We start from the raw sequence: 23,708 nt of genomic DNA, 5'->3' as shown, positions 1-23,708 counted from the left end.
GAGCTCCTAAGCTCCTAAGCTCCTGTTGGATCATCGGTTCGACCCCAAGTTTCCACGGCAGCGGAGTGCTGGCACGGAACTCTTGCCGCACATTTAGGCAAAAGAATGCCTGCCACCCCGCGAGTGGGGTGGCAGGCATTCTGGCGGTTGCTGGGGTTACTTGTCCCCGGCGCTTGCTTCGGGCTTGAAGTCCACGCCGGCTTCCTTGCGCTGCTGTGCCGTGATGGGCGCAGGGGCCTGGGTCAGCGGGTCGTAGCCGCCACCGGACTTCGGGAAAGCAATGACGTCGCGGATGGAGTCAACACCTGCCAGCAGGGACACGGCACGGTCCCAGCCAATGGCGATTCCACCGTGCGGCGGGGCACCGAACTTGAAGCCTTCCAGTAGGAAGCCGAACTTCTCTTCCGCTTCTTCGTTGCTCAGACCCATGACTTCAAAGACACGCTTCTGCACGTCGGAGCGGTGAATACGGATGGAACCGCCACCGATCTCGTTGCCGTTGCAGACAATGTCGTAAGCGTAGGCCAAGGCGCTTTCCGGATCCGTGTCAAAGGTGTCCAGGAACTCGGGCTTGGGCGAGGTGAACGCGTGGTGCACGGCGGTCCACTTGCCGGCGCCAACGGCGACGTCACCGGAGGCTACGGCGGCGGCGGCGGGCTCGAACATGGGCGCGTCAACGATCCAAACGAACGCCCAATCGGCCGGGTTGATCAGGCCTGTACGGTGGCCGATCTCAACACGGGCGGCACCCAGCAGTGCGCGGGAGGGGGAAACCTCGCCGGCGGCGAAGAAGATGGCGTCACCGGGCTTGGCACCCACGGCCTCGGCCAGGCCGGCACGCTCGGTGTCGGTCAGGTTCTTGGCTACGGGGCCGGTCAGCTCGCCCTCTTCCTTGAACAGGACGTAGGCCAGGCCCTTAGCACCGCGCTGCTTGGCCCATTCCTGCCAGGCGTCCAGCTGGCGGCGCGGCTGTGAGGCCCCGCCGGGCATGACAACGGCACCAACGTAAGGGGCCTTGAAGACGCCGAATTCGGTGTCCTTGAAGAACTCCGTCAAGTCAGTCAGTTCCAGGCCGAAGCGCAGATCAGGCTTGTCGGAGCCATAACGGGCCATGGCGTCGCGGTAGGTCATGCGCGCAATAGGCAGCGGAATTTCAACGTCAATCAGCTTCCACAGTGCCGAAACAATCTTCTCGCCCAGGGCGATGATGTCGTCCTGATCAACGAAGCTGGCCTCGATGTCCAGCTGGGTGAATTCCGGCTGGCGGTCCGCACGGAAGTCCTCATCGCGGTAGCAGCGGGCAATCTGGTAGTACTTTTCAAAGCCGCCCACCTGCAGGAGCTGCTTGAACAGCTGTGGGGACTGCGGCAGCGCATACCAGGAACCCGGGGCCAGACGTGCCGGCACCACAAAGTCGCGGGCACCTTCGGGGGTGGAACGCGTCAGTGTGGGTGTCTCAATTTCGGTGTAGCCCTGCTCGTGCAGCAAGTTACGGGCCACACGGTTCGCCTCTGAGCGCAGGCGCAGGTTGCGCTGCATGCCGGGGCGGCGCAGGTCCAGGTAACGGTGCTTCAGGCGCGCTTCCTCACCAACTTCAACATGCTCATCGACCTGGAACGGCAGGGGCGCTGCTTCGTTAAGTACCACGACCTCATCGGCCATGACTTCAATCTCACCGGTGGCGAGGGCCGGGTTTTCGTTGCCTTCGGGGCGGCGGGAGACCGTGCCGGTGATCTGCAACACGAACTCGTTGCGCAATGCATGGAAGATTTCTTCCTCCCGCACTACAATCTGGGCCACGCCCGAGGCGTCACGCAAATCCAAGAACGCCACTCCGCCGTGGTCGCGGCGGCGGGCTACCCAGCCCGAGAGGGTGACGGTTTGGCCAATATGTTCAGCCCGCAGGGAGCCCAGGTCATGTGTGCGCAGCACAGCATTCCTTTCAATGGTGGTGAACGGCCCATAATGTGGGCCCGCAAAAGAGTTTGATATGAAGTTTACCGTTGATCGCGACACCCTAGACCCGGTAGAGCGCTCCAAGGGAAATCGACCCGTGAGAAATGGCTGCTATGACGCTCCATAGCAGCCATTTCTCACGGATCGGTGGTGCGGTGGTGGTGCGGTGGTGCGGTGGTGGTGCGTGGTGCGTGGATCTCAGGGTTAGGCCTTGATGATCTGCGGTGTCAGATCCTCAACCGGTGGCATCCATACTGCGGGATCGGCCACCACTTGCTCGCCGGAGCGGATGTCCTTTACCTGGTGCTCCCCGGACTCGTCGGTGAACCAGACGTAGGGGATGCCTCGCTTGTCGGCGTACTTGATTTGTTTGCCAAATTTGTCAGCCTTGGCGGCAACCTCTGTGGAGATGCCTCGGGCGCGCAGCGCTGCCGCCACGTCCTGGGCTTCGCCCCAGCTGTCCTCATCACTCAAGGTGACTAGGACGGCGGTGGGCACGCTGCGTGAAGCCTTCGCGAACTCCTGGCTCAGGATGCGTGCCACCAGGCGGGTGACACCAATGGACAGGCCTACTCCGGGGAACTTGCGGTTGCCCTTGGAGGCCAAGGCGTCGTAGCGCCCGCCGGAGCAGATGGAACCAAGCTGTTCGTGGCCCACCAGCACCGTCTCGTAGACAGTTCCCGTGTAGTAATCCAGGCCGCGGGCAATGGAAAGATCAGCCACAACGGAACCGGGCGCGCTCTTGATTGCTGCAGCAATAACCTGTTCCAGCTCATCGAGGCCTTCTTCCATGAGCTCATCCGTGACGCCTAGGGCGCGGACGGCGGCAACAAAGGAGGTGTCCTCGGTGCGGATCGAGGCCAATGCCAGGGCCTTGGCGGCTTGCTCATCAGTGGCGCCAAGCTCATTTTTGAGCAACGTTGCAACAGCGTCAGCGCCGATCTTTTCCAGCTTGTCGATGCTGCGCAAAACTCCAGCTGTATCGGTGAGGCCAATGCCGCGGTAGAAACCCTCGGCAAGCTTGCGGTTGTTGATGCGCAATTTGAAGGCCGGGATGGGCAGCGCGGAGAGCGCTTCAGCAATCACCAGCGCAAGTTCCACGTCATAGCGGAACGGCAGTACGCCGTCGGCCACTACATCAATATCTGCTTGGGTGAACTCGCGGGCACGGCCCTCTTGGGGACGCTCACCACGCCACACCTTCTGGATCTGGTAGCGGCGGAACGGGAAGGAAAGGTAGCCGGCGTTTTCCACAACATAGCGGGCAAAGGGCACCGTCAAATCAAAGTGCAGGGCCAGCGCGTTGGGATCATCCTTGGAGGCAACGGCGGTGTTTCCGTCGTCGTCCTGCAGGCGGGAGAGCCCGTACACTTCCTTGTCGATTTCGCCTTTGCGCAGGAGGTGTCCCACGGTTTCCACGGCGCGAGTCTCAATCGAGCTGAAGCCGTGCAGCTCAAAAGTGCGGCGCAGGGTGTCCAGCACATGCGCCTCCACCAGCCGCTCCTCGGGAAGCCACTCGGGAAAACCGGACAAGGAGGCGTTGCGTGCCATGGGTGTTGCTCTCCTAACATGCGCCAGGCCCTGATTCAAGGGCAGGATCCGGCGGGCGGGTAATCGTCACGGTGTCACGAGTGCCATGTCACGCTCGCTGCTGAGCGGGCCTGACATGGGTAAGCTGACACCGGCTGCCATTTTATAAGATTTGGCAGCCCACCCCTAAACTTACCCGGATACGGGACGCCCGGGTGCACATACCCCTGACATTGAAGAAAGAGGCACCGTTGGCCAACAGCAACAAGTCCAGCCGTGAAGCAAAGGCTCGCGTGGCACGTATGGAGGCGAACCAGGCCCAGCACAAGGACCAGCTCCAACGACGCAAGCGAGATAACCTCATTGCCTTTATTGCCATTGGCGCCTCCTTGGTTCTGGCCACGGTGCTGGCACTGACGGCCTTTTCCCCCAAGACGGACGACGGCGTTGACGGCGCAGGTGCGCAGGCTCCCGTCAGCACTCCTTCGGCTCAGGCAACCACGAACCCCACGGAACCCACCGATGCTGCCACTGACGCTGCGCCGGTGGAAACGAACAGCCCCACCGTGCCCAAGGCAGATACTGCCCGGGGCAAGACGTTCACTGGCACGCTGACGCTGAACGGCAAGCCCATGGGTGTGGAATTGGATGGCAGCAAGGCTCCTCAAGCTGCGGCGGTGTTCAAATCGTTGGCTGACTCCGGCTTTATGACGGGAAAAACTTGCCACCGTCTGACCAATGCACCCGACTTTGGGCTCATCCAGTGTGGTTCACTCAAGGGTGATGGTGCCGGCGATCCCAGCTACCAGTGGGGCCCTGTGGAGAACACTCCTGCGGATGGTGTGTACCCGGCCGGGACCATCGCTGTGGCCCGCGCCAACACCACGTACTCCAACGGCACGCAGTTCTTCATCACCTATGAGGACACTAATCTTCCTCAGGGCGACGGCGGCTACACCATTGTTGGAAAGGTCACCAGCGGCCTTGATGTGCTCACAGCCATCGCCAAGGACGGGATAGCTGGCGGGGCAACCGACGGTGCGCCCAAGACCAAGGTGACGATAGACTCGTTCAAGCTCAACTAATTTTTATCAGGCCTTCCCTGATGCGGCACAACCGTGCACATGAGGGAAACGCACCACAGCGATTCTGGTCAGGCACGTTTGGCGTACCTGATAGTTTCCATCAAGCGAAAGACTTTTAGCGGTGACACACAGTCAAGAATCCGACGAAACACTTGCCTCCACAACAGAGGCTCCCGTAACGGAGAGCAGCCCTGTCGAAAGCACGACGGCGGCCACCCCCGCCGCCCCGGCACCGGCCTCCGTTCCAGCTGCTGCGCCTTCACCAGCCGCCTTTGCAGCCCGTCCCAAAGTTCCGGCGCCCGCCGCCGTTCCTGCTCCCGTTGCGGCACCGGCTGCGCCTGCCATCAACTTGATCGAGGCCGCCAAGTTTGGCCGGGCCGAAGAAGACGGTCACGTCTTCTTGCTCCTCGCTGGTGAAGAGTTCCCGGTTGGCCAGTACCCCGGAGCCAGCAAGGACGAGGCGCTGAGCTACTTTGTGCGCAAGTTTGATGACATTCTGGCCCAGGTCACTTTGCTCGAACAGCGTGTTGAGGCCAAGGCCCCCACCACAGACATGAACAAGACTGTCAGCCATGTGCGTGAACAGCTCGGTGAGCGTAACTCCGTGGGGGACGTCAACGCGGCACTGGCCCGTCTGGCAACCCTGGAAGAGAACATCAAGGCTCTCTCCGCTGCGGAGAGGACCGCCCACGAATCGGCCCGTGCCGTGGAGCTTGCCTCCCGTGAAGCAATTGTGGCTGAGGCAGAAACCATTTCCGCCGAGGACCCCACCACTATCCAGTGGAAGATCAGCAGCGCACGCATGAACGAGCTCTTTGAGTCTTGGAAAGCAGCGCAGAAGAACGGGATGCGTTTAGGCCGGGCCACGGAAGAAGGCCTGTGGAAGCGTTTCCGCAGCGCCCGGACCGTGTTCGATCGCCACCGCCGCGCCTACTTCTCGCAGCTGGATAACACCAACGCCGCCGCCAAGAGCGCCAAGGAATCACTGATTGCTGAGGCTGAGGAGCTCGCTACCTCCACCGATTGGGGCTATGCAGCCGGCGAATACCGCCGCCTCATGGACCAGTGGAAGGGCTCCCCCCGGGCCAGCCGCAAGGACGATGACGCTCTGTGGGCACGCTTCCGCGGGGCACAGGATAAGTTCTTCGCTGCACGTCAGTCCGCCAACAACGCTCTTGATGAAGAGTTCGGTGCCAACCTGATCGTCAAGGAAGCTCTCCTTGTTGAAGCTGGCGCCCTGCTGCCCATCAAGGACCTCAACGCCGCGAAGAAGTCCCTGCAATCCATCCGCGACCGCTGGGAAGAAGCCGGCAAGGTGCCGCGCAACGACATGCAGCGTGTGGAGGCAGGTCTGCGCAAGGTGGAGGACGCCGTGCGTTCCGCTGAAGACGACAACTGGCGCCGTAGCGATCCTGAAGCCAAGGCCCGCACCAGCAGCGCCCTGAGCCAGCTGGAAGCCACCATTGCCGGTTTGAAGGAAGATCTGCTCAGCGCCGAGAAGGCAGGGGATGCCCGCAAGGTCGCCAAGGCCACCGAGGCACTGGCAGCCCGCGAGCTGTGGCTGGAACAAATCCAGAAGGCAGCCCAGGATTTCTCCTGAACAGTTAACACGACAGAGACCTTCTGCCACTAGTTGAGCTAAGTTATCAGGCCTCCGGGCCGGGTTGTCCACAACCCGGCCCGGAGGCCTTTTTCTTCGCCCGCCAGCAGGGCAGGCTGGGATGATGAGAAGCCACGCAACTCCGCCAGAGGGCCCAACGGCTGTTCCGCTTCTGGCGCCGGGTACACAGTTCACTGCCTCCGAACTGTCCGCCATGACCCTGGATGGGGTGATCTGTCACGTCTTTGGCCAAATTTTTAGGCCCTCCTCCTTGCCCGAAACCCCCACTGTCCGTGCCGCCGCGCTGGCTCTTGCCGTCCCGGCGCACCTCAGTCACCGGGCGGTGCTGGGACAATTGAGCGCTGCATGGGTGCACGGCTGCGCACCCCTGCCTGAGGTGATCTCCCTGCTGGTGGCCAATGACGGCAACAGCGTCTCCTTGCCACGGAGCAGTGGCGCCAGCATTCGCCAGGTCAGTTTGGCTGTACAGGAGGTGATGGTGTTAGGTGGTACACCCGTCACGCGCCCGCTGCGCACTGCGGTAGACGTGGCCCGAAGCGCCCCCGAGTTGCTGGCCAGAACCGTGCTGCAAACCATGGCGGAGCAACCCTTGTTGGACTGTTCACTCGAGCGCCTCCTTTGCGCCATTCAAGCTGCACCTCACGTCCCTGGGAAAATCAGGGCACAGGAACTTGTGCAAGCCATGATGGGGCATCCGCCAGCTATCGGGGGCACTGGCTAGGGAGTCATTGATACTTGGGCCTCACGTGTCCCAGCCTCGGCCTCATGGACGCCGGACTGCTGCTCGCGGCGGCAGCAGCAGCGCGAACAGGGGTGCCGACCTCGCGCGTATTCTCCATACTGATGGCAGCTATCAGACCAGCGGCGGGACCGTCTTGGATGCGGAGGCCCTCACGGCCCCGTTCCAACAACGTCTGGGACTGTAGAAGGCCCTAGGCACGGCGGTGCGAGCCGGTGGCCCGGTAGACGTCAAACACCCCGTCAATGCGACGCACCGTATTCAACACATGATCCAGGTACTTGGGGTCACCCATTTCGAACGCGAACTTGGACAGCGCCACACGGTTGGTGCTGGTGTTGACACTGGCCGCCAAAATATTGACATGACACTCAGATAAAACCCTAGTCACATCCGAGAGCAGGCTCTTGCGGTCCAGGGCCTCCACCTGAATTTCCACAAGGAAGACACCCGATTGTGTGGGCGCCCAGTCAACGTCCACCAGCTTCCCGGGCTCGTTCTGCAGATGCAGGAGATTGGGGCAGTCCTGCCGGTGTACCGATATGCCCGAACCCTTCGTAACAAACCCTGAGATGGGATCCGGCGGAACGGGTGTGCAACACCTGGCCAGCTTCACCAAAACATCATCAACGCCGTGCACAATGACACCGGAGCTTGAGACACGTGAACGGGTGTTGGAGACATGATTTTTAACCGGTGGTGCCGCGTCTTCAATATCAACCAAGCCCATGGCCTCGCGCAGACGCTCCACAACTGACTGTGCCGAGGTGTGTCCATCACCCACCGCAGCGTAGAGTCCGGCAATGTCTTGATAATGGAAGTGCTCGGTGACGGCCATGAGGGAATCATGGGTCATCATTTTCTGCAACGGCAGGTTTTGCTTGCGCATGGCCTTGGCGAGAAGTTCCTTACCCTTCTCAATGGACTCGTCTCGCCGTTCCTTGCTGAACCACTGACGGATCTTATTACGTGCCCGCGGGCTCTTGACGAAGTTTTGCCAGTCTTGGCTGGGTCCGGCACCTTCGGCCTTGTTGGTGAAGATCTCCACCGTGTCACTGTTGGAAAGTTCACTGTTGAGGGGCACCAGCTTGCCGTTGACCCGGGCACCAATGGTTCGGTGCCCTACTTCCGTGTGAACAGAGTAGGCGAAGTCCACCGGGGTTGCCCCGGCCGGCAGCGCCACAACCTTGCCCTTGGGGGTGAAGACGTAGACTTCCTTTGCGTTCATTTCAAAGCGCATCGAATCCATAAACTCGCCCGGATCCGCTGTTTCACGCTGCCAGTCCATGAGCGAGCGCAACCACGTCATGTCATCTTGATTGGTGGCGGCCGGGACCTTACTGCCACTTTTGTACATCCAGTGCGCAGCCACACCATACTCGGCACGCTGGTGCATTTCTCTGGTGCGGATTTGAATCTCAACCAGTTTGCCGCCAGGACCCAGCACCGTGGTGTGAAGGGATTGATACATGTTGAATTTGGGCAGCGCAATGTAATCCTTGAAACGCCCTACCAGCGGTGTCCAGAGGGAGTGTACCTCGCCTAACATGGCGTAGCAGTCTCCCACGGTGTCCACGATGACGCGGACCCCGATCAGGTCATTAATGTCATCAAAGTCTTTGTTGCGGACCACCATTTTTTGGTAAATGGAGTAATAGTGTTTTGGCCGGCCGCTGATTTCACCCTTGATCTTGGACACGCGCAAGACTTCTAAGAGTTCACGGCGGATCAGACTCAACTGCTTCTCCCGCTCCGGTGAGCGGTCCTGCACCAGCCGGACAATTTCCTCATACACCTTCGGGTACAAGGCGGCGAAGGAAAGTTCTTCCAATTCCCACTTCATGGCGTTCATGCCGAGGCGGTGAGCCAGGGGGGCAAAAATGTCCAGCGTCTCCCGAGCCTTTTTACTCGATGACTGGGCTGAGACAAACCGCCACGTGCGGGCGTTGTGGAGCCTGTCAGCGAGCTTAATGACCAGAACACGGATGTCCTTGGACATGGCGATGACCATTTTCCGCAAGGTCTCAGCCTGAGCGGCCTCACCGTAGTCCACCTTGTCCAATTTGGTGACGCCGTCTACCAATAAGGTGATTTCCTTGCCGAAGTCCCGCTCCAGTTCGGCAAGCGTATAGGGGGTGTCCTCAACCGTGTCATGCAGTAGCGCAGCAGCCAGGGTGCTGCCGCTCAAACCCATTTCCGCAAGGATGGTTGCCACAGCCACGGGGTGGGTGATGTAGGGGTCGCCACTTTTGCGTTTTTGGCCCTCGTGGTATTTTTCTGCCACCGAAAAGGCGCGCTGAATTAGATCGAGGTCTTCCTTGGGATTCTTGGCACGCACAATGCGAAGCAAGGGTTCCAGGATGGGTGCGTAGCTTTCCGCTGACCACCCGGTCAGGCGTGCCAGACGGGACCTGGTGCGTTCACGGCGACCAGGAAAAGTGGAGCGACTATTTGCTGGCCGAGGTTCAGAACCCTCCGTGGCGGACGCAGCTTGCTCGCCCGAACCAGTTACCAGCTCATGCGAGGGTGATTCTTCGTTCAACGCATTGCCTCCCTCACACATGTAGCTTCTGTGCGCCCCCAAGGCGGGGCATTAACCCATTCTAAGGTGCCCGCAGAGCAATGTTGACCAAAACAGGGCCGGGACCGAAGGCGTACCATTCGGTCCCGGCCCTGTGAGGATGCCGGAGGCGGTAGTGCTGTGAACCTTAGGTGGTAGCGGTCACTGCAACAGCTTCGTTGGCACGGCGCTGCTGAACTTTCTTGGCCTGTTTGGCCAGTTCCGGTTCACGCTCACGAAGCCATGAGTACAACGGAGCTGCCACGAAGATGGTGGAGAAGGTACTGACAATAATTCCGATGAACAGGGCCAGTGAAAGATCCTGCAATGTTCCTGCACCCAGGAGCAGTGCACCAATGAACAAGATGGAGCCAACCGGCAACACTGCCACCATCATGGTGTTGATAGAGCGCACCAAGGTCTGATTCACCGCGAGGTTAACCTCCTCGGCAAAGGTCCGGCGCACGGATTTAGAAATGTCCGCCGTATTTTCTCGAATCTTGTCAAAGACCACCACTGTGTCATAGAGCGAATAGCTCAAAATGGTGAGGAATCCGATGATGGCTGACGGTGTCACCTCAAATCCTGAGGCTCCGTAGATACCGGCCGTGACCACCATAACCACCAGCATGCCAACAATGGCCGCAATGGACATCCGCCAGGTGCGGAAGTACAGGGCCATCAAGACGGTGGCCAAGAGTACGAACACAATGAAACCAATGACTGCCTGGCGTGAGACATCCTGTCCCCAGCTAGGGCCCACAAAGGTTGAAGTAATGTGGTCCTCCGTGACACCATAGGCGGTCTTTAAGGCGTCCTTGACGGCGATGGTCTGATCATCGCTTAGCCTGTCGGTTTGCACCTGCATGGTGTCGCCAGCAATGTTGGTCACCACGGCTGCTGTGCCAGGAACGGCCTCGGCAACAGCTTTTTCACCAATGGCAACATCCGTGTGGGCAACAGCAGAAACCGTGAACTGGGAACCGCCACGGAACTCAATACCAAAGTTGAAACCGCCGCCAAGCAGTGGGATCAGAATGGAAAGCAGAATGGCGACTCCGGCGATGCTGAACCAAATCTTGCGCTTGCCAATGAACTCGTAGGACCGTTCACCGGTATACAGTTCATTGCCGAAAGTGGCGAAACTCTTCATTATTTGCTCTCCTTCGAGTCGCTGGAACCGGATTCGGCGGCTCCGGCGCCCCCGCTGCCAACCATTTGGGCTTCCTTGGCAGCTAACCGCCGCTCAGCGATGGTTTGGCGACGTTCGGCCTCTCCTGCTGCACGGACATTCTTGCCCTTGGCAACGGCTGCGCTTTCCTCGGGTGTGCGGAAGCGGCCGGCTCCGCGGTATAGCGGAATGGCGCCAAGCTGCTTCGGGTCAAGACCTGAGAAGTGGTGGCCTTCCCCGAAGAACTTGGTACGTGCCAGCAACTGCAGGGTGGGGTGGGTGAACATGAAGACCACAATGAGGTCAGCTACTGCCGTGAGGCCAAGGGTGAAGGCGAAGCCCTTCACACTGCCTACGGAGACGAAGTACAACACCAGTGATGCCAAAATATTGACGGCCTTGGAGGCAAGGATGGTGCGCCTGGCACGTTCCCAACCGTTCTCCACGGCCGCAACCAGGCCCCGTCCGTCCCGCAATTCATCCCTGACGCGTTCAAAGTACACGATGAACGAGTCAGCGGTCTGACCGATGGCCACGATAATGCCCGCCACACCTGCCAGCGAGAGCCGGTAGTTTTCCGCCCAGCCCAGCAAAATGATGGCCAGGTACGTGATAACACCGGCAATGACTAGGGAGAAGATTGTGACAAAGCCCAGTGCACGGTATTGGAACAAGGAGTAGATGACAACGAGTCCAAGACCAATCAAACCTGCCAAAAGGCCCATTTCCAACTGCTGCAGACCAAGAGTTGCGGAGATCTGGATTTCGCTTTGAATCTCAAAGCTGATCGGCAATGAACCAAACTTCAGCTGATCCGCCAGCGCCTTGGCACTTGTCTCGGTGAAGTTGCCGGTGATGGAGGACTGGCCGTCGGTGATAACAGCCATGGATGAAGGTGCTGAAATGACACTGTCATCCAAGACGATGGCAAAACGGGCCTGCGGGTCATCCGGGTTGGCCAAGTACTTTGTGTGCAAGCGTTGCGTCACGGTCTTGAATGCTGCGGCACCTTCAGGCTTTTCCAAGGTCAGCTGCACCGACCACTCATTGGTGGTGGCACCCTGTGCGCCAGCTTGCAGGCCATAGGAGGCGGTTTTGATCCACTTGCCCGGAATCTCCACCGGCCCAAGGATGTATTTGATGCCGGAGTCCGGCTCACAGCTGATCAAAGGCTTGGCTGGATCCGACGTTGTGGGCCGCTCGGTCAGCGGCGGAATGCAGCTGGTAGCCTCAAATTCCTTCATGAGGGCAGCATCAACCCAGTTGGGATCGCTGGCGTTCAACGGCGCAGCAGTCGGCACGGGGAGCTTGTCCGCCGGAGTCCGCTCTGCTTCCGGAACGGCACCGCTAGGAACCTGGGTGGCCGCAATGACGGGGCGGAAGTTCATGTTGGCCGAAGCCTTGATGAGGTTGCGTTCCTCGTCGGTAGGCTTGCCTGGCATGCTCACAACAACGTTACTGCCGCCCTCAGTGGAGATCTGGGCTTCGGAGACACCAGAACCGTCCACACGCTGACGAATAATGGACACAGCTTGGTCCAGTTGTTCAGAGGTAATACTGCCCGCTCCTTCAACCTTGGGCGCCAGAATCATCTGGGTGCCACCTTCAAGGTCTAGGCCAAGCTTTGGCGCCCAAGTGGCGGCGCCAGAAAGCACACCAGCACCTACTGCCAGGGTGCATGCAATAATGAGCGCCGCGAGCCACAGAAGAGTTCTGCGGGCCGTGGACGCCGGACCTGTTCGTGCCATCAAGGGATCCTTCTATTGGTCACGGGATTGTGAACATGGCAATGCTGCTGCATCTGGACCATACGTAGACGCAGCAGCTGCCAACCCGGATAAGGCTAGTTGTCTTTGTTGTTGTCTTTGTTCAAGCGCTCAAGGGTTTCATCAACGGACTCCCCTGCATCAGGGGCCTTATCAAGGTTCAAAGTCAGCGATGAGGCATCGTTGGGCACGGTAGCGCTGATGTCTTCAGCGCCCTGGGGCTCAATGATCTTGGCAACCGTCTGGCTGTGCACAGTGGCTGTGGTGCCGGGAGAAATCTCGAGGATGATCTGATTCTCTTCCTCATCAATGGCCAGGACCTTGCCGAAGAGACCAAAGTTGGTCATGATCTCAACGCCGGGCGCCAGCTTTGAGCGCTTTTCTGCCGCGGCTGCCTTGGTCTTCTTTTGCTTGCGCATCATCATGATGATGAGCAGGCCAAACATGGCGAACAAGACTAGTGTCATCGGGTCCATGAGAACCCCCTGAGGGCGAAGTTGTTGGCCAAAACACTACTGAGAGACACAGCTGAGGTTCCATTCGTTAGGAAAAAATTTCAGGCCCGGCTACGGCGCAAACGTGCCGGACGTCATACCAGTGTAGAGGGTAAAGCTGAACGTAGGATGATAAACCACCCGCAATAGCCAGAAATTACACGCACGAACCCGAAATGGGCCGGGAACCACGCAGCCGGGACCGTTTTGGGCCCACGGGCAACGCCAAGGTAGGCGTTCAGCCTTCTCGTGGCTCTTCTTCGAAGGGAAGCATAGCGGCGGCAACCGCGTTGCCCGGCATTTTCAAACCGAGGTGCTCCCAGGCGGCGGGCAGAGCTATGCGGCCACGTGGGGTGCGTCCCAAAAGTCCTTCCCGTACCAGGAAGGGTTCAGCCACCGTCTCCACAGTTTCCGGCTCCTCCCCTACGGCAATGGCCAAGGTGGATAGCCCCACGGGTCCACCATTGAATTTGTTGACCAACGCTTGCAGCACGGATCTATCCAGCCGGTCCAACCCGCGGGCATCAACTTCATACATATCCAAGGCCGCAGAGGCCGTGCGGGCGTCAATGGATTCAATGCCGTGAACCAGAGCCCAGTCCCGCACCCGGCGCAGAAGCCTGTTGGCAATGCGGGGAGTGCCGCGGGAACGTCCGGCAATCTCCGAAAATCCTGCGCTGGTGAGCCGCAGGTCCAACATGCCGGCGGAGCGGCGCAGCACTAGCTCCAGTTCCGCCACCGAATAGAACTCCAAATGGCCCGTAAAACCGAAACGGTCACGCAACGGTCCAGGCAGCAGCCCGGCCCGTGTGGTTGCACCGACCAAGGTGAAGGAGGGCAGTTCCAACGGGATGGCAGTGGCTCCGGCGCCCTTGCCAACAATGATGTCAACCCGGAAGTCCTCCATGGCCATGTACAGCATTTCCTCGGCTGGACGTGACATGCGGTGGATTTCATCCAGGAACAGCACCTCGCCCTCGGTGAGTGAGGAAAGAATGGCTGCGAGGTCGCCAGCGTGCTGAATGGCCGGACCTGAGCTGATCCGCAAAGGAGCGTTCATTTCTGCAGCGACGATCATGGCCAACGTGGTTTTACCCAGTCCGGGCGGGCCCGACATCAGCACGTGATCAGCACTGCGGCCCCGGATTTTGGAGGCTGCCAGCACCAGTCCCAGCTGCTTGCGGACCCGCTCCTGGCCAACAAAATCATCAAGGTTCTTGGGCCGCAGGGCCGCTTCGAGCTCTCGCTCTTCGGGCTCAGCAACGGGCCCGGCCAGTTCACTCGCGGTGTTGCGGGCTAACCCACCGCTCCCCGCTGAACCGCTGCTCCCCCCTGAGCCGCTGTTGCCGATGCTGATCTGCCCCGGCAACAACGGAATTGACTCTTCGTTGGCTGACATTCTTAGCGCACACCGCCCTTGCCCCTAGTGTTGTCCTGGCCGAGCCTGCGCAGCGTGGCACGGAGAACGGCGGGCACATTGGCGCCTTCAGCGAGTTCGGGCTCTGCCGTCACGGCGGCATCGATGGCTTTGAGGGCGTCCCTTTCATTCCAGCCCAGGCTGGTCATGGCAGCCACCACTTGATCCTTCCACTCCATGGCCGGAGCAGCCACGGTGGCGGACACAGCCTCCCCCGTCGGTTTTAGTTTGCCCTTGAGTTCAAGGACAATACGTCCGGCAACCTTGGGGCCTACTCCGGGAACCTTGGTGAAGACCTTGCCGTCACCGGCATCAACTCCCAAGCGAATACTTTCAGGCTCAAGGACGGCTAGGATCGCTAGCGCCAGCCGCGGCCCAATGCCGCTAACGCTCAGGAGCGTGTCAAAGACCTCTCGTTCGCCCACGTCGGCAAATCCATAGAGAGTCATGGAGTCCTCACGCACAATCATTGCTGTTGTGAGGCTCGCTTCCTCTCCTTGGACCAAGGCCCCCAGGGTCTTGGGTGTGGCATGCACCAGCATGCCCACGCCATTGACGTCAATGACTACCTGGGACAGCGAAAGCGCAGCCACCGGCCCGCGGACAAAACTGATCATTGCAACTGCTCCTGACAAATTCCAAGGTTGGGCTGCTTTAGCTTAAGCCCAGTGTAATCGAACATACGTACTAGCAACTAGTGCCAGGTTGCCCCCGGCGCTTCCTTGTTCTTGGTGACCTTCGATTTCCGTTCGGCTTCGCGCCAAAGCTGCTGGGCCGCCGTCGTACTTTGGCTGCCGCTGGCAAAAGAGGCACCGCTGCGCCACGCATGGGCAATCGCCAACGCCAGGGCATCCGCGGCATCAGCCGGGCGCGGCGGCTCGTCCAGTCGCAGCAGCCGGGTGACCATGGCGGTGACGTTTGCTTTGTCAGCGCGACCATTGCCCGTCACCGCAGCTTTAACCTCCGACGGCGTGTGCATGGCTACGGGGATTCCTCGCCGGGCGGCCGCAACCATGACAACCCCTGACACTTGGGCCACGCCCATCACGGTGCTGAGGTTGGTTTGGGCGAAGACCCGTTCAATGGCCAAGACATCGGGTTTAAACGCGTCCAGCCACTGGTCCACCGCTTCCGCAATGACCAGCAGCCGGGCTTCCAGGCTTAATTCATGCGAGCTGCCCACCACCCCCACGCCTACAAGGGTGGCTTGGCGGCTGGCAGCGACGTCAACAACGCCGAGCCCGCACCGGGTCAAGCCCGGATCCACTCCTAGGACACGCAGGTCCTAGTCCTCCTCGAGAGCCGCAAGAACGTCCGCGCTCATGTCTGCATTGGAGTAAATGTTCTGGACGTCATCAAGGTCTTCGAGCGCCTCGTAGAGCTTCATGAACTTGCGGGCATTCTCAACGTCGAGCTCAACCTGCATGGATGGGACAAAACCTGCCTCATCGCTCTCGTACTCAATGCCGGCCTCAGTCAACGCGGCACGGATGGCGGGCAGGTCCTGGGGGTCGGAGATGATTTCAAAGCTTTCGCCCTCATCCTTAACCTCTTCGGCGCCGGCTTCCAGCACGGCCATGAGCAGGTCATCTTCGGTGAGCCCGTTCTTCGGCAAGCCCACAATGCCCTTGCGGGTGAACATGTAGGCCACCGAGCCGGGGTCCCCCATGTTCCCGCCGTTACGGCCAACGGCCAGGCGAACCTCGGAGGCTGCCCGGTTCTTGTTATCTGTGAGACATTCGATCAAAATGGCCGTGCCCTGCGGGCCGTACCCTTCATACATGATGGTCTGGTAGTCAACGGCGTCACCGAGCAGGCCCGCTCCGCGCTTGATGGCGCGATCAATGTTATCTGCAGGTACCGAAGTCTTCTTGGCCTTGGTGACAGCCAATTCCAGGCCAGGGTTACCGGCGAGGTCCGGCCCACCGCCACGTGCAGCAACTTCAATGTTCTTGATGAGCTTGGCAAACGATTTAGCGCGGCGGCTATCAAGAATGGCCTTCTTGTGCTTGGTTGTTGCCCATTTGGAGTGGCCTGACATAGTTACGCTTCTCCTCTAATCATTCGAATAAACAGTTCATGGATGCGGCGCTCCCCTGTCACTTCCGGATGGAAGGAGGTAGCCAGCAAATGCCGCGAACGAACGGCGACAGCACGAACTTCAAAATCAATCCTATCGTTTTGCCCGGCTTCTGGCAGTTTCACGCTCGCAAGCACCTGCACACCAGCCCCAACACGCTCTACCCAGGGAGCCCTGATGAACACCGCATGCAGGGGTGTTTCGGCCTGCCCTGCCGGTGCCAAAGCCGTGAAATCGAGCTCCGTTTCAAAGGAGTCCACTTGACGGCCGAACGCATTGCGCCGCACCGTGACATCCAGGCCGCCAAGGGTTTGCTGCGGGTTCCCGGCCAAATCGGTGGCCGGATCCGCAATTTCATTGGCCAGGAGGATCATCCCGGCGCAGCTGCCATAGACGGGCAGACCAGCCTGGATGCGTTCGCGCAAAGGCTCCCGCAGCCCAAAAATCCGGCTGAGTTTGTCCATGGTGGTGGACTCGCCGCCGGGAATAATGAGACCGTCCACGGCGGCCAGCTCACTTGGGCGGCGCACCGAGACGGCAGTGGCACCACAGTCCGCCAACGCCTTGAGATGTTCACGCACGTCACCTTGAAGCGCCAGGACACCGATCTTGAGGCCCTTACCGGGCGTGATTGCGGAGTTAAAATTCACACTTACATCATAAGTGGGCGCTATCTCACACAGATAACTTCCGTTACTCGCCGAGCGCGGTGGGCCGCGAGCGTGCCGCAAGCAAGTAGCATTGTCGGCAGGACTGACGTACTAAAGATGAGGTAAGTAAGTATGTGCGGAATTGCCGGTTACTACGGTTATGGGGAAGACGAATCCCTATTGCAGCAGATGAATGCGTGCATGGTGCACCGAGGCCCCGACGGCGAGGGCATTTATACGCAAGGCAACGTAGGGCTGGCACACCGTCGCCTCTCCATCATTGATGTGGCCCACGGCCAGGAGCCAATGTTCAGCGCCGACGGTGAAACGGTGCTGGTCTACAACGGCGAGGTCTACAACTACTTGGCCCTGCGTGCCGAGCTGGAGGCCCTGGGCCGGAGTTTCACCACCAACTCGGACACCGAAGTGGTGCTCCAAGCCTACGAACAGTGGGGCGATGACGCCTTTGATAAGTTCAACGGTATGTTCGGCTTTGCCATCCACGACCGCCGCAACAACCGCCTGGTTCTGGCGCGCGATCACTTCGGCATCAAGCCGTTGTACTTCGCCACTGCCGGTACCCCGCAGGCGCCCACCTTGCTGTTCGGCTCCGAGATCAAGCCTCTGCTGGCCACCGGCAAGATTGCTGCAGAAGTGGATGAGCGGATCCTGTTCCGCTACCTGCAGTTCCGGATTCACGACGACGAATCCAGCACCTTCTTCGCCGGCGTGCAGAAGCTCATGCCTGGCGAGAAGCTGGTGCTCAACACTGTGGATTCCGAGGCCGGACCGGCCGGAACCGCCACCATCAGCAAGTACACGCGCTTCCAGGAAGAGCTGGCCGAACTGGCCAAGATTGAGACCCCGTACTCCCAGGCGGTCATTGACGAATACAAGGAACGCTTCACCGAAGGTGTGCGCCTGCGTCTTCAGTCTGAAGTACCTGTGGGCACTGCCCTGTCCGGCGGACTAGACTCGTCCGCCGTCGTGGTCACCATCAACAAGCTGATGGCGGAAAACGCGGCTGCCACGGACTCCCTCGGAGCCAAGCAGCAAACATTCTCAGCCATTTTCCCTAACTCCATCAACGACGAGGAAAAGTACGCCGACGCCGTGCTGGCCCGTTGTGAGGGCAATGTCATCAGCCACAAGATTCTACCCAAACCGGGTGAATTTGTGGATGATCTGGAAGATTTTGTGCGCACCATGGAGGAGCCCATTATCTCCTCGGGCCCTTACGCCCAGTACCAGGTGATGCGCGAGGCCTCCAAGCATGTCACGGTGCTGCTCGATGGCCAGGGTGCCGATGAGATGATGGCCGGCTATATCCCTTACTACTTCGCGTACCTGCGCCAGTTGAAGAGCAAGGGTCAGAACGCGAAGTTGGCCAAGGAACTGGTTTCCAGCTCAGATATCTTGTTCCGGCTGGCCCGGTTCCGGATTCAGGGCATGCTCAGCTTCAAGAAGGAAGTTGGCGTTTCTGCGCTGTTGAACAAGAAGTTCACGGCCAAGTACAAGGCCGAGAAGTTCTCCAACATCCCGGATAACTTGAAGCTGCGCCTCATTGACGACCTGTTCCACAAGTCCTTGCCAGCTGTGCTGCGCTACGAGGACAAGAACACCATGCGCTTCTCCTTGGAGGGCCGTGTGCCGTTCCTGGACAAGGAAGTGGTGAAGTTCCTGTTCAGCCTTGATGACGAATCCATCATCAAGGGCGGCTGGAACAAGCGCATTTTGCGTGACGCCACCCGGGAGCTGCTGCCGGAAATGATCAGCAACCGCCGCAATAAGATTGGCTTCACCACCCCGGAGGCGGAGTGGTTTGGGCACATGAAGGAAAAGATCTACGAGATCTTCCTCTCCACTTCCTTCGGTAACCGCCCCTACTGGAACCAGGATGCCGTCATTTATGCGTTTGAGGAACTCCTCAGTGGCAAGAGTGGCGGTTCCACCATGGTGTTCTGGCGCCTGATCAACACCGAGCTGTGGCTGCGTGAGTTCTTTGACGAGCCCGAGATCAAGGCGGGCATTGAGGGCAAGAGCGATTACATTCCCAATGCGGACAAGCAGCTGGAGATCACCATCCCCAACGGCGCCGGCACCTTCCGCCGTTACCCGCTGCGCACTGAGGTTTTCTACAAGGAAACCGACTTTGACCCGGCGGTCATGAAGTACGTCAAGCGTTACTTTGACGGGCTGCCCACGGCTGGCGGGGACCATGGTGAGGCTACCGCGGATACGCCGTGGTACTTGTTTGTCTCGGAAAAGATTGTGGCCATGACGCAGGGCCGCTCCATCCCGGTGTGGGATATCAAGGTCTCTAACGCGGCACGTATTTTCTCCAAGTTCGTGACCCGCAACCCCGGCGGCATTGGCTTGGCCAGTCCCTGGTCCATGCAGCTGGCCATTGATGAGGTTGGTCTGCCCAAGATCATGTACGCCTCGGCGCGCTCGGTCATCGGCAAGTTGCAGGGCAAGTCGGGCGTGTTCTACGAAGTTGTTGGCAACAACATCAACGCGATCGACGGCGCGGCCGGCTATCAGGTGGGTACCTCTACTCACTCGGTCAAGTACGCTCCGATTGACCCCGACGGCGTGGCCGCCCGCCTGAGCGCTTTGGTGCGTGCCTCGGTTCCGGCCGAATTCGCGGCAACGTTTGCCGGTACCGCCATCATGGACGCCAATGATCTCGGTGTTGTGGCACTGGGCCATGACACACAGTTAACAAAGGCCGTCTTGGAAGACATCTTCCGTGACAACCCGCAGGGCCAGACCACCGAGACCACTCCCATGTCCCTCGTGTTCACCCAGAAGTAAGCCACCGCATCCTTTAGCGGCACCCTCCCAGGGACGACGGCGAAACTCTCGTTTCGCCGTCGTCCTTGGGTTAATCCATGAAAGAGTTAAGGCATGACCGAGGAAAACTCACCCAACCCGTTTTTGATGGCCAGCAGGCTCGATTGTCAGCTGCCAGACTTCGCCGCCATTGACGTGGTGCATTACCTGCCCGGGTTCGAGGCTGGCTTTAGCGAACAGTTGGCTCAGATCGCCTCCATTACCTCCGACCCGGCCGCGGCAACTTTTGAGAACACCGTGCTGGCCATGGAGCGTAGCGGTGCGATCCTGACGCGCGTGGTGAACGTGTTTTTCAACATTGCCAGCTCCCATGGGACCGCGGAGATTCAGGCATTGGAGGCTATTGTTGCCCCCCGGCTCGCCGAGCATGAGGATACGGTATTGCTGAACGGTGCCTTGTATGAGCGGATGCTCGCGGTGCCTGCTGAGGGCTTGGATGCTGAATCGCTGCGCTTACTGGCTGAGTACCGCAAGGCCTTCACGCGGGCAGGTGTGGCGCTTCCAGAGGAGTCACGGGAGCGCTTGCGGGAACTCAATGCTCAGCTTTCCTCCCTCAGTACCAAGTTTTCCCAACTCGTCATGCAGGCCGGGAACCAGGCTGCCCTGCACATTCAGGATGTGGCCGAACTCGATGGGCTCAGTGCTGATGACGTGGCAACGGCTGCTGCCGCGGCCCGGGCTGCCGGTCATGCGGAGGGATATTTGCTGACGCTGATCTTGCCCACGGCACAGCCGGCTCTGGAGGTGTTGACTAACCGGCAGACCCGACAGAAGCTGCATCTGGCCTCGGTGGGCCGTGGCAGTGGTGGCGATGCTGGTGGTGGCGATGCTGGTGGTGGCGATGCGGCCGTTGTGGGTTTGGCCGCCACTATGGCTTCGCTGCGGGCCGAAAAGGCTGCGCTGCTTGGCTTCTCTTGCGAAGCTGAGCGTTCCATTGAACCGCAGACGGCACCGTCGTTGGCCGCCGTGCACAGCATGCTGGCCCCTATTACGGCAGCGGCTGTACGCAATGCCCGTTTGGAGGCAGAGAAGCTGGCTGCCACGGCCGGGCACTCCATCGAGGCTTGGGACTGGGCTTTTTACTCCGAGCAGATCCGCCGCGATGAGTACGGTGTGGATCAGGCCGCACTGCGCCCTTGGTTTGAACTTGACTCGGTGCTGGAAAACGGCGTCTTTTATGCGGCCACCCAGCTCTACGGAATTACCTTTAGGCGCCGAAGTGATCTCATCGGCTACCACCCTGACGTCCGTATTTGGGAAGTCAGCAATGCTGATGGCTCCGTGCTGGGTCTCTTCCTGGGCGATTTCTATACCCGGGCAACCAAACGTGGAGGGGCCTGGATGAACTCCTTCGTAGAGCAGTCTTTCCTTGAGAACACTCATGCCGTGGTGGTTAACAACCTCAACATTCCCCAGCCCCCGGCCGGTGAACCTACGCTGTTGACCTTCGATGAAGTGGTGACCTGCTTCCACGAGTTCGGCCATGCCCTGCACGGCTTGTTCTCCGCTGTCAGCTACCCGAAGTTTTCCGGGACCAATGTTCCCCGGGACTTTGTGGAGTATCCCTCACAGGTCAATGAGATGTGGATTCTCTGGCCAGAGGTGCTGGCGAACTACGCCAAGCATCACCGAACGGGCGAACCCCTACCCGTTGGGACGGCGGAGAAGCTTCAGGCCGCAGCCTTGTGGGGTCAGGGTTTTGCCACCACCGAATACTTGGGCGCCACCTTGTTGGATCTGGCGTGGCACGAGCTCGCCCCCGGCACCCCCGTAGCAGATCCATTGGCCTTCGAAGCCGCGGCCCTTGCCGCAGCGGGTGTGGATATTCCCGCCGTCCCGCCGCGCTACCGGACCGGCTACTTCAACCACATCTTTGCTGGCGGTTATGCGGCCGGCTACTACTCCTATCTTTGGTCCGAGGTGCTCGACGCCGACACTGTGGCCTGGTTCAAGTCCAACGGCGGGCTGACGCGTACCAACGGTGAGCATTTCCGCAGCACCGTGTTGAGCCGCGGATTCTCTGTTGACCCTTTGCTCGCCTTCGCCGACTTTGCTGGCCGTGCTGCCGATACCGCTCCTCTACTTGCCCGACGGGGGTTGGTCTAAGCACATGGTGACACTTGCAGATTGTCAACGTACACAGCACGCATGGTTCCGTGCACTAGCCGAAGCCACCGGTGGACGGGCGTTTTCCACGCACCGCATGGACTGGGTGTGGCTGCCCGAGACCCGGGAAATGCTGTGCCTGTTCCCTTCCGAGATCACCGAGGCGGGCTTGGCGCCGGCCCTGGCCGAGGCCGAACGCCGTGGTGCCGCCAGTGTGGGTATTTGGATGAATGCCGCCATGCGTGAAGGCATTCTGCCGCAGTACCGTTTTGAGCGCGGCTGGCAGCCATGGTGGATGACCCGTGCGCTGGACGTGGAGACTGTTGCCAGCTCCAGCGAGGAAGCCGATCCGCGGGTGAGTCTGACGGCCCTTGTGGAACATCAGGTGTGGCTGGCCACGGCCCGCAGCGGTGATGAGTGGGCCGGGCGCTCCTACGCGTATCTGCCACCGGATCAGGGCGCAAAGCATCTGGCGGGCATCTTTGACATGATCGTGGCACCGGAGCAGCGCCGCACCGGGCTGGGCACGGCCCTGTTGAATACGCTCTCGGAGGCTGCCTTCAACGCAGGTGCTGAACATCTGCTGCTCAACGCCACCCCTGATGGTCAACGCCTCTACCGCAAGTACGGGTTCGAACTCATCGGCAAGGGCCAAACCTGGTGGCTGCATCTCCCGCCTTCATGACGCTATCCCACCAATGGCGCCATTTTTCGGTTCGATATCGCAGTAGTTGGTGAATTTCAGGCTAGCTAAGTGCGGCCTGCAGCAGCTGCACATCCGCGCTGCCTGGCAGCCCAAACGGGCCCCGGGGATTCGCTGTTGCCACTCCCAACTCCCCCGCCAGCGCATGCAGGGCCCCCACCGAATGTCGCACTCCGGAGAGCGCCAAAGCCACGGCCTGTAACAGGGCTAGGCCGCTCCCCTGCTCATGCCCATTTCGGCTCCGGCTCCACACCTGCGCATAATCAGCTGGCATGAGCGCAGCCAAGCCCGTGTGCCAGGCATCGACGTCGGGCCTGTCAGCGAGCAGTTGCACATCCGAGCTGAGCCCGAGGGAAAAGTCCGGACCGGAGGCGTCCCGAAGCACACTGACCCGGGACACGATGTGCTCGCGCCGCATGGTTTCCTTCACGGCCACGACACGGGCCGTGTTGGCCAAATGTGTCAGGGTTGCCGGTGTGAGGTCGTATTGGGTCTGGACGGGCTTGTTGTAGAAGCACAGTGGCAGCTCCGTCGCGTCGGCAACTTCGGCAAACAGCGTCCGCACTTCCCCATCAGAAAGCGGGAGGTAGGAGAAGGGCGCCACTAGCAGGCCGGCAGCTCCCGCCCGCTCAGCATCCTGGGAAAACTGGCGCACCTGACGGGTGGAGGCGGCACTGACGGCAGCGTAGACAGGAATAGGCGCATCCCCGGCCATGGCAGCACCCTCGGCGGCCTGAACTGCTGCCTCTACCACCGACTTCCGCTCGCCCCGGTCGAACGTCACTCCCGCGCCTGACGTGGCAAGCACGGTAATGCCGGAAACGCCTGCCCGCGCGGCATTGTGCACGAGGTGCGCCAAGGCACCCATGTCGGGTTCGTCGTCGTGCGTCAAGGGTGTGATGGGATAGGCGATCAAGCCGGTGAAGTGCCTGGTCATGGGTGTTATCCTCCGGTCAGGTGAGGTAGCGTTCAGG

Annotated in this window: 18 protein-coding genes; 6 read left to right on the top strand and 12 right to left on the bottom strand. The window is 60.1% G+C overall.

The window, feature by feature from the left end:
• Positions 1-156 precede the first annotated feature (156 nt).
• Both aspS and hisS read right to left on the bottom strand, forming a co-directional pair.
• Positions 157-1,932, bottom strand: coding sequence for an aspartate--tRNA ligase (gene aspS, locus RY113_RS04475; protein WP_110106400.1), 1,776 nt, complete (start codon positions 1,930-1,932; stop codon positions 157-159).
• A 228-nt stretch (positions 1,933-2,160) separates the two neighbouring features.
• Complete coding sequence (gene hisS / locus RY113_RS04470; RefSeq protein ID WP_110106399.1) at positions 2,161-3,507, bottom strand: histidine--tRNA ligase; 1,347 nt, start codon at positions 3,505-3,507, stop codon at positions 2,161-2,163.
• A 230-nt stretch (positions 3,508-3,737) separates the two neighbouring features.
• Here hisS and RY113_RS04465 point away from each other — a divergent pair, with 230 nt between their 5' ends.
• The 3 genes from RY113_RS04465 (at position 3,738) to RY113_RS04455 (ending at position 6,913) form a co-directional block, all read left to right on the top strand.
• A complete protein-coding gene (locus RY113_RS04465; RefSeq protein WP_110106398.1) occupies positions 3,738-4,571 on the top strand; it encodes a peptidylprolyl isomerase in 834 nt (277 codons plus the stop codon).
• Positions 4,572-4,692: 121 nt separating this feature from the next.
• Entirely contained in the window at positions 4,693-6,171 is a 1,479-nt protein-coding gene (locus RY113_RS04460; RefSeq protein WP_315913681.1) for a DUF349 domain-containing protein, read from the top strand.
• Positions 6,172-6,292: 121 nt separating this feature from the next.
• Positions 6,293-6,913 carry a type IV toxin-antitoxin system AbiEi family antitoxin gene (locus tag RY113_RS04455; protein WP_315913680.1) on the top strand — a complete coding sequence of 207 codons (621 nt, stop codon included), beginning with the start codon at positions 6,293-6,295 and terminating at the stop codon, positions 6,911-6,913.
• Positions 6,914-7,124: 211 nt separating this feature from the next.
• Here the strand turns inward: RY113_RS04455 and RY113_RS04450 are convergent, their stop codons facing one another.
• The 9 genes from RY113_RS04450 to pdxT form a co-directional block, all read right to left on the bottom strand.
• Positions 7,125-9,473, bottom strand: a complete 2,349-nt coding sequence (locus RY113_RS04450; RefSeq protein WP_315913679.1) for a bifunctional (p)ppGpp synthetase/guanosine-3',5'-bis(diphosphate) 3'-pyrophosphohydrolase — start codon at positions 9,471-9,473, stop codon at positions 7,125-7,127.
• 166 nt (positions 9,474-9,639) lie between these two features.
• Positions 9,640-10,644: a protein translocase subunit SecF gene (secF, locus tag RY113_RS04445; RefSeq protein WP_315913678.1), complete on the bottom strand. Its 1,005-nt coding sequence runs from the start codon at positions 10,642-10,644 to the stop codon at positions 9,640-9,642.
• Positions 10,644-12,410 (bottom strand): protein translocase subunit SecD, encoded by a 1,767-nt coding sequence (gene secD, locus RY113_RS04440; RefSeq protein WP_110106393.1) that lies wholly within the window; start codon positions 12,408-12,410, stop codon positions 10,644-10,646. The genes secF and secD overlap by 1 nt, the downstream gene beginning before the upstream one ends.
• Before the next feature lie 95 nt (positions 12,411-12,505).
• Entirely contained in the window at positions 12,506-12,904 is a 399-nt protein-coding gene (gene yajC, locus RY113_RS04435; RefSeq protein ID WP_306457009.1) for a preprotein translocase subunit YajC, read from the bottom strand.
• A gap of 256 nt (positions 12,905-13,160) precedes the next feature.
• Positions 13,161-14,321, bottom strand: coding sequence for a Holliday junction branch migration DNA helicase RuvB (gene ruvB / locus RY113_RS04430; RefSeq protein WP_315913677.1), 1,161 nt, complete (start codon positions 14,319-14,321; stop codon positions 13,161-13,163).
• A 2-nt stretch (positions 14,322-14,323) separates the two neighbouring features.
• Positions 14,324-14,956, bottom strand: coding sequence for a Holliday junction branch migration protein RuvA (ruvA, locus tag RY113_RS04425; protein ID WP_110106391.1), 633 nt, complete (start codon positions 14,954-14,956; stop codon positions 14,324-14,326).
• A gap of 77 nt (positions 14,957-15,033) precedes the next feature.
• Positions 15,034-15,621: a crossover junction endodeoxyribonuclease RuvC gene (gene ruvC / locus RY113_RS04420; RefSeq protein ID WP_315913816.1), complete on the bottom strand. Its 588-nt coding sequence runs from the start codon at positions 15,619-15,621 to the stop codon at positions 15,034-15,036.
• A gap of 3 nt (positions 15,622-15,624) precedes the next feature.
• Positions 15,625-16,380 (bottom strand): YebC/PmpR family DNA-binding transcriptional regulator, encoded by a 756-nt coding sequence (locus RY113_RS04415; protein WP_315913676.1) that lies wholly within the window; start codon positions 16,378-16,380, stop codon positions 15,625-15,627.
• A 2-nt stretch (positions 16,381-16,382) separates the two neighbouring features.
• Positions 16,383-17,069, bottom strand: coding sequence for a pyridoxal 5'-phosphate synthase glutaminase subunit PdxT (pdxT, locus tag RY113_RS04410; RefSeq protein ID WP_396334209.1), 687 nt, complete (start codon positions 17,067-17,069; stop codon positions 16,383-16,385).
• A 132-nt stretch (positions 17,070-17,201) separates the two neighbouring features.
• Between pdxT and asnB the strand changes: the two genes are divergently transcribed.
• From asnB to RY113_RS04395, 3 genes are all read left to right on the top strand, one after another.
• A complete protein-coding gene (gene asnB / locus RY113_RS04405; RefSeq protein ID WP_315913675.1) occupies positions 17,202-19,886 on the top strand; it encodes an asparagine synthase (glutamine-hydrolyzing) in 2,685 nt (894 codons plus the stop codon).
• A gap of 93 nt (positions 19,887-19,979) precedes the next feature.
• The gene (locus RY113_RS04400; RefSeq protein WP_315913674.1) at positions 19,980-22,031 is read left to right on the top strand and encodes a M3 family metallopeptidase; all 2,052 of its coding nucleotides are present in this window, start codon (positions 19,980-19,982) and stop codon (positions 22,029-22,031) included.
• A gap of 4 nt (positions 22,032-22,035) precedes the next feature.
• Entirely contained in the window at positions 22,036-22,716 is a 681-nt protein-coding gene (locus RY113_RS04395) for a GNAT family N-acetyltransferase (protein WP_315913673.1), read from the top strand.
• Between the two features lie 61 nt (positions 22,717-22,777).
• Here RY113_RS04395 and RY113_RS04390 read toward each other — a convergent pair whose 3' ends face one another.
• Positions 22,778-23,671 (bottom strand): dihydrodipicolinate synthase family protein, encoded by an 894-nt coding sequence (locus RY113_RS04390; RefSeq protein ID WP_315913672.1) that lies wholly within the window; start codon positions 23,669-23,671, stop codon positions 22,778-22,780.
• Positions 23,672-23,708: the final 37 nt, after the last annotated feature.

Origin of the sequence: Arthrobacter sp. lap29, assembly GCF_032458965.1 — a bacterium.
GTDB classification, from domain to species: domain Bacteria; phylum Actinomycetota; class Actinomycetes; order Actinomycetales; family Micrococcaceae; genus Specibacter; species Specibacter psychrochitiniphilus.
This window is presented reverse-complemented; position numbering and strand designations above follow the sequence as displayed.

Excerpts from the sequence above, each read along its gene's own strand:
- hisS (WP_110106399.1), bottom strand. The coding sequence starts at position 3,507 with ATGGCACGCAACGCCTCCTTGTCCGGTTTTCCCGAGTGGCTTCCCGAG.
- RY113_RS04455 (WP_315913680.1), top strand. The coding sequence starts at position 6,293 with ATGATGAGAAGCCACGCAACTCCGCCAGAGGGCCCAACGGCTGTTCCG.
- secF (WP_315913678.1), bottom strand. The coding sequence starts at position 10,644 with ATGAAGAGTTTCGCCACTTTCGGCAATGAACTGTATACCGGTGAACGG.
- secD (WP_110106393.1), bottom strand. The coding sequence starts at position 12,410 with ATGGCACGAACAGGTCCGGCGTCCACGGCCCGCAGAACTCTTCTGTGG.
- yajC (WP_306457009.1), bottom strand. The coding sequence starts at position 12,904 with ATGGACCCGATGACACTAGTCTTGTTCGCCATGTTTGGCCTGCTCATC.
- ruvB (WP_315913677.1), bottom strand. The coding sequence starts at position 14,321 with ATGTCAGCCAACGAAGAGTCAATTCCGTTGTTGCCGGGGCAGATCAGC.
- ruvA (WP_110106391.1), bottom strand. The coding sequence starts at position 14,956 with ATGATCAGTTTTGTCCGCGGGCCGGTGGCTGCGCTTTCGCTGTCCCAG.
- RY113_RS04415 (WP_315913676.1), bottom strand. The coding sequence starts at position 16,380 with ATGTCAGGCCACTCCAAATGGGCAACAACCAAGCACAAGAAGGCCATT.
- asnB (WP_315913675.1), top strand. The coding sequence starts at position 17,202 with ATGTGCGGAATTGCCGGTTACTACGGTTATGGGGAAGACGAATCCCTA.
- RY113_RS04400 (WP_315913674.1), top strand. The coding sequence starts at position 19,980 with ATGACCGAGGAAAACTCACCCAACCCGTTTTTGATGGCCAGCAGGCTC.
- RY113_RS04395 (WP_315913673.1), top strand. The coding sequence starts at position 22,036 with ATGGTGACACTTGCAGATTGTCAACGTACACAGCACGCATGGTTCCGT.
- RY113_RS04390 (WP_315913672.1), bottom strand. The coding sequence starts at position 23,671 with ATGACCAGGCACTTCACCGGCTTGATCGCCTATCCCATCACACCCTTG.